Source organism: Pseudomonas libanensis (genome assembly GCF_001439685.1).
GTDB classification, from domain to species: Bacteria; Pseudomonadota; Gammaproteobacteria; order Pseudomonadales; family Pseudomonadaceae; genus Aquipseudomonas; species Aquipseudomonas libanensis.
On sequence record NZ_JYLH01000021.1, the window covers coordinates 82,567 to 89,211 of the forward strand.

The window sequence follows — 6,645 nt, forward strand, 5'->3', positions numbered from 1 at the left end:
GCTGGCTTGCCTGCGAAGGCGGCCTTAAAGCCGACCAGGATCTCGGGTCAGACCGCGTACATATCCGTTCCTGCGGTAATGGCTGCTATTGGTTCCGCTTTTACAGCGGGTCACTTTTGAAAAGAGCCCAAAAGTAACCAAAAGGCTCTTGCCCCACCACTCGGCACCTCGCTCAGGCTCGGTGTGCCCGTAATTCGCCAGTGATTTGGGGGGTCGCCGCCACGCGCCATCCATGGCGCGGGGCGGCTAAACCGGCATCCCTGCCGGTTTACCCCCCAAACCCCTGTCGAATTCCGGCCAGCGTGGTTTAACGGGGCGCCTAAGATCAAAAGCAGATCAAGATCAAGAGCGACTCGCTTCGCATCGTGGTTACCGTCGGCTGCTACAGCCTACAAAGTTGTGTAGATACCTATGCCCTGATAGGGCCCTCAACCTTAACGCATCACTAAAGCATCACCGCCCCAATCAACCCACACACCACCCCCACCAGCATGGTCAACCCGGCCACCGTCACCAGCACCCGCGCATCGAAATCCTTGCGCAGCATCAACAGCGACGGCAGGCTCACGCTTGGCAGGGTCATCAGCAAGGCCACGGCCGGCCCGGTGCCCATGCCCAGGGTCATCATGGTTTGTACGATGGGAATCTCCGCCGCCGTAGGAATCACGAACAGTGTGCCGACAATTGCCAGCGGCACCAGCCATACCAGGCTGTCGGTCATCGCCCCGTCCACGTGGGGGAACAGCCACACCCGGGCCGCGCCGAGGATCAGCACCGCCAGGATGTACACCGGGATGGTGCTCCAGAACAGCTGCCACAGGGTGCGCAGCCAGCGCCCCAGGAACGGTTGCGATTCCACGCTGCTGACTTCGGCGACGGCTTCCAGTGCCGCCTCGGGTACCTGGTCCGGGCGCGCAATACGCTGCGCCACCAGGGACACCCCGACCACCAGCACAATCCCCGCCACCAGCCGCAGCGCGGTGAAGTCCCAGCCCAATACAAAGCCCATGAACACCAGCGTGGCCGGGTTCAACACCGGGTTGGCAATCCAGAACGCCAGCGCCGCGCCGACCGACACTTGCTGGCGCCGCATGCCTGCTGCCACGGGGGCTGCACAGCAACTGCACATCATCCCCGGCAGGGCGAACAGCCCGCCGCGCAGGGTCGAGCCCAGACCGGCGCGGCCAAACAGGCGCAGCAGCCAGTCTCGGGGGATTAGCACTTGCAGCAACGAACCGAGGATCACCGCCAGTACGGCGGCTTTCCAGATCGCCAGGAAATACACCTGGGCATAGGCCAACGCCGCCGCCAGGGGCGAGCTTTGCTGGTCATTGAGAATCGAGGCGCCGATGCTGTGGTTATCGGCTGCTACAAACGCCTTGAGGTAGTAGGGCGACCATTTCACGTAGTAGAGGCCGATGCAGGCCACCAGGAGAAACAGCGCTGGTTTCCACCAGAACGACCAGCCCCGGCGGGGCTGGGTGGAAGCGAGGTTGGACATGGAGATGATCCGCAGGTGAGTCAATAGCCGGGCATCATACGCCCCTGCGGCCCAAGCTTCAGATATCTGCGCTGACCTGGGTCGGATCCGGGCAGCTTTCCTCGCCGTTATTCAGACCCTGCTTGTAGTTGCGGCTGAGCAGCGAGGCCTTGCCGTTGTGCCAGGTCAGTGTCAGCACATACAGCGAGTCATAGTCATTGCCGGACCAGTCTTCGGTGATGGTGTGCTTTTCGCCGACCGCTTCGCTGGCGACCTTGTTGATCAGTTCCGGCAGGTAACCGTGGGACCAGGCGGTGTAGATCGTCGCGTTGTGATACTTGTCTTCGACCAGTTCGTCGGCCAGGGCACTGGTGTCATTTGCTGAAAACTTGATATTCACCGGCAGGCCGAGCTTGATGGCGCTGGGGCTGATGGTCATCAGCGGGCGAATGTAGCTGTAGGAATTATCCAGCTCGCCTTCCTCGACATTGCGCGTCGGGTTGGCCGCAAACACGTAGTTGGCCTTGCCGAATTTTTCCGGCAACACCGTGGCCAGGTTCATGGCGCGGTTCAGGCCCTGGCAGTTGAGCTGCCCAAGGCCGCCTGCCGGTTTTTCGCCGTGGCGCAGGAATACCAGGGTTTGCACGCCATCCACGGGTTGCGCACGGCTTTCACGGGCGTCCAGGACGGTGACAATGGCCGCGCTGACCAGCAGCAGCGGTAACATCATGTATGAATAACGTTTGAGTCGTTGCACGAGGCGCAGAGGCTTGATCTTCATTATGGGTTCGAGTCTTCATGCGTCGGATTAGGGCGGACACGCCCGGCCCCAGTGACGCAGTGAGCGTCCTGCGGTGTTCCCTGTCGATATAGCAAGGTGCCTCCATTCACCCTTCGGGCGCACTTAAGAGTGCATTCAGGCGCTTTGGTTCGCCACGCGGGATACTAACCGGGAAATGTTGCGCAACGATGACCCATGCACGACAGCGGGGGGATGACTATCATGGGGCTTTTCCGTCCAGGGGTTCTTCGATGAACGCACTTGCCGCTTTCCCGATCAACAGCAAATGGCCCGCCCAGCATCCGGAGCGTTTGCAACTGTATTCATTGCCCACGCCCAACGGCGTCAAAGTGTCGATCATGCTCGAAGAACTGGGCCTGCCCTATGAGGCGCACAAGGTCAGTTTCGACACCCAGGACCAGCTGTCCCCCGAGTTCCTGTCCCTGAACCCCAACAACAAGATTCCCGCGATCATCGACCCCAACGGCCCGGGTGGGCAGCCGCTGGCGTTGTTCGAGTCTGGTGCGATCCTGATCTACCTGGCGGAAAAAACCAGCCAGTTGCTCTCCGAGGACCCGGCCACCCGCTATGAAACCCTGCAATGGCTGATGTTCCAGATGGCCGGGGTCGGCCCGATGTTTGGCCAACTAGGCTTCTTCAACAAGTTCGCCGGCAAGGCCTATGAAGACAAGCGCCCGCGTGACCGCTACGCCGCCGAATCCCGGCGCTTGCTGCAAGTATTGGAAAAACGCCTGTTGGGCCGCACCTGGATCATGGGTGACGACTACAGCATCGCCGACATCGCCACCTTTCCCTGGGTTCGCAACCTGATCGGCTTCTATGAGTCCGGCGACCTGGTGGGCATCGCTGATTTCCCTAACGTACTGCGCGCGTTGGACGGCTTCGTCGCACGTCCAGCGGTGATCCGTGGCCTGAACATTCCGAGCTGAAGCATGCCGACTTTCGATTTCAAACAACTGGACGTCTTCAGCGAAGTGCCCCTCAAGGGCAACCCGCTGGCCGTAGTGCTCGGCGCCGACAGCCTTACCGACCAGCAAATGGCCGACTTCGCCAATTGGACCAATCTCAGCGAGACCACGTTTCTGTTGACACCTCGCGATCCGCGGGCCGATTACCGGGTAAGAATCTTCACTACCCTCAAGGAACTGCCATTCGCCGGGCATCCCACGTTGGGCAGTTGCCACGCGTGGCTGCAAGCCGGTGGCGTGCCGCGTGGGGATGAAATCATCCAGGAATGCGAAATCGGCTTGGTGCGTATCCGTCGCCAAGGTAACGAATTGGCATTTATCGCGCCGCCGTTGTCGCGTGCCGGGCCATTGGAGGCGCCGTTGCTGGAGCGCGTGCGCCTGGCATTGGGCCTGGCGCCCGAGGCCATTGTGCGCAGCCAGTGGGTCGACAATGGAGCGGGTTGGCTGGCGGTAATGCTCGCTGATCGTGATGCGGTGCTGGGCCTGCGCCCCGACTATTCGCAGCTGCACGGTCTGGCCGTAGGGGTGATCGCCCCGTGTGACCCATCTTCTGACGCGGTAGACGCACAATTTGAAGTGCGCGGATTTATCGCAGGGGACGGCGCCCCGGAAGACCCGGCCACCGGCAGTTTGAATGCCGGTTTAGCACAATGGCTGCTGGCCGAGGGCCTGGCGCCCCACCGTTACGTGGTCAGCCAAGGCACGGCCATGGGGCGGGCGGGGCGTATTCACATCGAGCGCCAGGGTGATGAAGTCTGGGTAGGCGGCGCCGTGGCAGTGTGCATCGAAGGGCGACTACAGCTCTAGATCAATGAATTGTTACGTGCCTGGCAATACACTATTGGCCCCTTGGCATTTGTGCTGCCGGGACTTTGGGGCATAAGCTTTGGCCCCAAAGATTTCAGCCATTTTTTCAGGAAAGCCATGACCAGTCAGTTCCCCCAAGCCCGTCCACGCCGCCTGCGCCGCTCCCCGGAGCTGCGTGGCTTGTTCCAGGAAAGCGAATTCACCCTTAACGATTTGGTGCTGCCGATTTTCGTCGAAGAAGAAATCGACGACTTCGTGCCGATCACCAGCATGCCGGGTGTGCTGCGTATCCCTGAGAAGAAACTGGCCGGCGAGATCGAGCGTTACGCCCGCGCTGGCATCAAGTCGGTGATGACCTTCGGTGTGTCCCACCACCTCGACGCCAGCGGCAGCGACACTTGGAAAGAACGTGGCCTGGTTTCGCGCATGTCCTCGATCATCAAGGACGCGGTGCCGGAAATGATCGTGATGTCCGACACCTGCTTTTGCGAATACACCGACCACGGCCACTGCGGCGTGATGCACGGTGCCCATGTGGACAACGACGCGACCCTGGTCAACCTCGGCAAACAAGCCGTGGCCGCCGCCCGCGCCGGTGCCGATGTGATCGCCCCATCGGCAGCCATGGACGGCCAGGTCCAGGCCATCCGTCGCGCCCTGGACGACGCCGGTTTCACCCATATCCCGATCATGGCCTACTCCACCAAATTCGCCTCGGCCCTCTACGGCCCATTCCGCGAAGCCGGCGGCAGCGCCCTCAAGGGCGACCGCAAAAGCTACCAGATGAACCCGATGAACCGCCGCGAAGCCGTGCGCGAATCGCTGCTCGACGAACAGGAAGGCGCCGACGCACTGATGGTCAAGCCAGCCGGGGCTTACCTCGACATCATCCGCGACATCCGCGAGGCTTCACGCCTGCCGGTGGCGGCGTACCAGGTGAGCGGCGAGTACGCGATGATCAAGTTTGGCGCACAGGCCGGGGCGATTGATGAGGACCGGGTGGTGCGCGAGACCTTGGGGTCGATCAAGCGGGCGGGGGCGGATTTGATTTTTACGTATTTTGCGATGGATTTGGCGGTGTCGGGGATTTAAGGACATCGTTTCTCCCCTGTGGTGAGCTGGCTTATCACAGGGGGAGGGGCACTCATGACTTAGTTGAATTTTTCGTAATCTTGCGCACCTAGTGACACCAACCATTTCCTGAAGAAATCAATTTGTTCCTGTGGATCGTTTGTTAGGTTCTCCTCTTCGTAGTCAAACAAGTGGACTATGTCGTCGTTGGTAGCTTGCTGACCTAGAGTCATTTCGTATGCGACGAGCCCCGCGCTCATCTGAGAAGCCATTCTTGATGGTTTAACGTTTATTTTTGCCCCTTTGCATAAAAAGGTTATATGCGGGAAGTCTGCTCTGATTTTTGCGAAGCAAATATATAAGTCATGCCCTTCATAAACTTTTTTAAAATTGTCGGCCTCTGAAAATTTCATGATGAGCTTCCTAGGGTCATATTTGACGGTGACCTCCTTGTGCTCGTTTTTGATTATTACCTTTATATTTTTAGTTTTCATTTTATTTCCTGTTGGGGTTTGGTATGGAATATCCAACGTAAGTTCCATCAGATTTTACTGGGGTGGCGCCTAATATATCCTCTGTGTCGATTTTGTTATAGATAGCGAATTCTAGTTCTTTAGGATATGGCGCCTGCTTGCCTAGTTCTGTATTTATATCGTGCCCCTCAATACTCTTAAGTGTGTACAAATAGCCTTTTTTATCTCCGTAGCTGGTAGCAAAAGTGATCCCGACTGCTCGTGATGGCGATGTGCTTATAAAGTTGCTGGGAGGGTCACTACTGTCAATTGCGTGTAGGTACAAATCTTCGCTATCACCTTTGCTTTTAAAGCCATTTTTGAATACCTCGTCTGGAGGGGTTTTGTCTCCGCGAAAAAGATACTCTTCGTCATTATGATAAATTGGAAGGTTGGGTTCTGATTTCTTACTTGATGCTGGAGTTGAAGGATCTTCAACGCCTAAGGATGGCTCGCATCCTACCGTACCTGGGCATCTGTTCAGTCCCAGCGGATCTACCCACCCCGTAGGGTTAGGTACATACCGGTACCCATTAATCCCACCCGCCAACTTCACCGGATCCGGCGTCAGGTAGCGACCAATATCCGGATTGTAGTAGCGATGACGGTTGTAGTGCAGCCCGCTTTCCTGATCGAAGTACTGCCCTTGGAAACGCAATGGATTGTCGATTTTGCCTACATCAAGCCGGGCGATTTGGCCGTAGGCGCGGTAGTGGGCGGACCAGACGATTTCGCCTGCGGTGTCGGTGAGTTCTTGTGGTGTACCGAGGTGGTCGAGTTGGTAGTGGTAGGGCGTTGTGGCCTTTGGGCCGTAGCCTTCCAGCAGTGCCAGTGGACGGAAGCTGCCGGGCTCGTAGATGTAGCTGCGGTGACGCTCTGCATGGTGCTCGGCAATCAACTTGTCGCCTTGCCAGAAAAACTCGGTGGTCTTGCCCTCCACGGTCTTGCTGATGCGCCGCCCGAATGGGTCATAGCGGTAACTGGCGGTTTCGCCGTTGGGCTTCG

7 protein-coding genes are annotated in these 6,645 nt (G+C 58.4%); 3 read left to right on the top strand and 4 right to left on the bottom strand.

The features are described 5' to 3' along the window. Nucleotides 1-445: 445 nt before the first annotated feature. Together TU73_RS25405 and TU73_RS25410 are read right to left on the bottom strand one after the other, a co-directional pair. Nucleotides 446-1,501, bottom strand: a complete 1,056-nt coding sequence (locus TU73_RS25405) for a permease (RefSeq protein ID WP_057014505.1) — start codon at nt 1,499-1,501, stop codon at nt 446-448. A gap of 58 nt (nt 1,502-1,559) precedes the next feature. Beyond that, nucleotides 1,560-2,261, bottom strand: coding sequence for a hypothetical protein (locus TU73_RS25410; RefSeq protein ID WP_046071969.1), 702 nt, complete (start codon nt 2,259-2,261; stop codon nt 1,560-1,562). Nucleotides 2,262-2,512: 251 nt separating this feature from the next. Between TU73_RS25410 and TU73_RS25415 the strand changes: the two genes are divergently transcribed. The 3 genes from TU73_RS25415 (at nt 2,513) to hemB (ending at nt 5,149) form a co-directional block, all read left to right on the top strand. Beyond that, the gene (locus tag TU73_RS25415) at nt 2,513-3,211 is read left to right on the top strand and encodes a glutathione S-transferase N-terminal domain-containing protein (protein WP_057014506.1); all 699 of its coding nucleotides are present in this window, start codon (nt 2,513-2,515) and stop codon (nt 3,209-3,211) included. A 3-nt stretch (nt 3,212-3,214) separates the two neighbouring features. Continuing rightward, on the top strand, nt 3,215-4,057 hold the full coding sequence (locus TU73_RS25420) for a PhzF family phenazine biosynthesis protein (protein ID WP_057014507.1): 843 nt from the start codon (nt 3,215-3,217) through the stop codon (nt 4,055-4,057). A gap of 117 nt (nt 4,058-4,174) precedes the next feature. After that, complete coding sequence (gene hemB, locus TU73_RS25425; RefSeq protein ID WP_057014508.1) at nt 4,175-5,149, top strand: porphobilinogen synthase; 975 nt, start codon at nt 4,175-4,177, stop codon at nt 5,147-5,149. Nucleotides 5,150-5,208: 59 nt separating this feature from the next. On the opposite strand, the gene TU73_RS25430 is transcribed toward hemB, so the two are convergent. Then, nucleotides 5,209-5,622, bottom strand: coding sequence for a hypothetical protein (locus tag TU73_RS25430; protein ID WP_046071973.1), 414 nt, complete (start codon nt 5,620-5,622; stop codon nt 5,209-5,211). Nucleotide 5,623: 1 nt separating this feature from the next. Continuing rightward, the coding region (locus TU73_RS28755) for an RHS repeat-associated core domain-containing protein (protein WP_209434873.1) at nt 5,624-6,645 on the bottom strand (1,022 nt) is incomplete at its 5' end.